General features: G+C 52.0%; 1 rRNA gene (running past one end of the window). It reads right to left on the bottom strand.

Features of this window, described 5'->3' with window-relative positions:
* Window positions 1-1,656: ribosomal RNA gene (locus QP971_RS11150) — 23S ribosomal RNA — on the bottom strand; it reaches 1,511 nt to the left of the window's first position.
* Window positions 1,657-1,882: the final 226 nt, after the last annotated feature.

The following is a 1,882-nucleotide window of genomic DNA, read 5'->3' as shown; positions in this document are numbered from 1 at the left end:
CACGCTTACACCACCAATCCAATAAGTGGCGTGGCTACCTCACTGCGTCACCCCATCACTTGAACCACACATCAGGCCCCACGACATCAACACCACCAACACTCAAAGAGTACCGGTAGTGCATCCGCGGTGGTTAGTATCAGTGCTTCATCATGGGCGCGCATGTACGGGTACCAGAATATCAACTGGTTATCCATCGACTACGCCTGTCGGCCTCGCCTTAGGTCCCGACTCACCCTGGGAAGACGAACTTGACCCAGGAACCCTTAGTCATCCGGCGGATAGGATTCTCACCTATCAATTCGTTACTCATGCCTGCATTCTCACTCGCACACAGTCCACGCCTCCTTACGGTAACGCTTCCACCCATGCACGACGCTCCCCTACCCAAACAAAAATTGTTTGCCGCGGCTTCGGCGGTGTACTTGAGCCCCACTGAATTGTCGGCGCAGAACCACTCGACCAGTGAGCTATTACGCACTCTTTCAAGGATGGCTGCTTCTAAGCCAACCTCCTGGCTGTCTTCGCGATCCCACATCCTTTTCCACTTAGTACACCCTTAGGGGCCTTAACCGGCGATCTGGGCTGTTTCCCTCTCGACTATGAAGCTTATCCCCCACAGTCTCACTGCCGTACAACACAATTAGTGGCATTCGGAGTTTGGCTGACATTGCTAAGATTGTAGTCCCGCTCAACCAACCAGTCGCTCTACCTCCACCAAGCTATAATACGACGCTGCACCTAAATGCATTTCGGGGAGAACCAGCTATCACGGAGTTTGATTGGCCTTTCACCCCTACCCACAGCTCATCCCCGCAGTTTTCAACCTACGTGGGTTCGCGCCTCCACAACCTCTTACAGCTGCTTCACACTGGCCATGGGTAGATCACCCCGCTTCGGGTCCAGGACATGCCACTTGCCACCCCATTAGGATTCGGTTTCCCTACGGCTACCCCACACGGGTTAACCTCGCGACATGCCGCTGACTCGCAGGCTCATTCTTCAAAAGGCACGCCATCACACACAAAAAGGTGCTCTGACGGATTGTAAGCACATGGTTTCAGGAACTATTTCACTCCCCTCCCGGGGTACTTTTCACCATTCCCTCACGGTACTAATACACTATCGGTCACACTGAGTATTTAGGCTTACCGGGTGGTCCCGGCAGATTCACAACAGATTCCACGAGCCCGCTGCTACTCGGGCAACCCAACAACCTGAATGCCATTGTCTTCAACTACAGGACTCTCACCTTCTCCGGCAGGTAATTCCAAACCACTTCACCTAACAACAACACACAAGCACGATGATGGTAGTCACCGCACGTTGGGGCCCACAACACCGCACACACAACCCCTACCAGGTATCACATGCACACGGTTTAGCCTCATCCACGTTCGTTCGCCACTACTAGCAGAATCATTATTATTTTCTCCTCCTACGGGTACTGAGATGTTTCACTTCCCCGCGTAAACCCCCACAACAGCTATGAATTCACTGAAGGGTAACCCCACATAACCAGGGCCAGGTTTCCCCATTCGGACATCCTCGGATCAACGCTTAATTGACAACTCCCCGAGGCTTAACGCAGCCTTTCACGTCCTTCATCGGCTCAGCATGCCAAGGCATCCACCATGCGCCCTAAATAACGAACACACAAACCACCACACACAACAAAGTGCAGGTGGCCACACAAGTGAACTTGACAAAAAATTGACTAAAGAAAAAAGAAATCACACAAACACACACAAACAAACCACAAAAATGCAATCCATCCGGTGTGTCTAATGCTCGCGTCCACTATACAGTTCTCACACAACACCCCAACCACACCCGGCCAACACACACCGTGTAGCCAAGACTAATGGTCAGGCACAAAAAA

It is taken from the genome of Corynebacterium marquesiae (assembly GCF_030229635.1).
Taxonomy (GTDB): Bacteria; Actinomycetota; Actinomycetes; order Mycobacteriales; family Mycobacteriaceae; genus Corynebacterium; species Corynebacterium marquesiae.
Note: the sequence above shows the minus strand (reverse complement) of the source record. Positions and strands in the feature narration are given on the sequence as shown.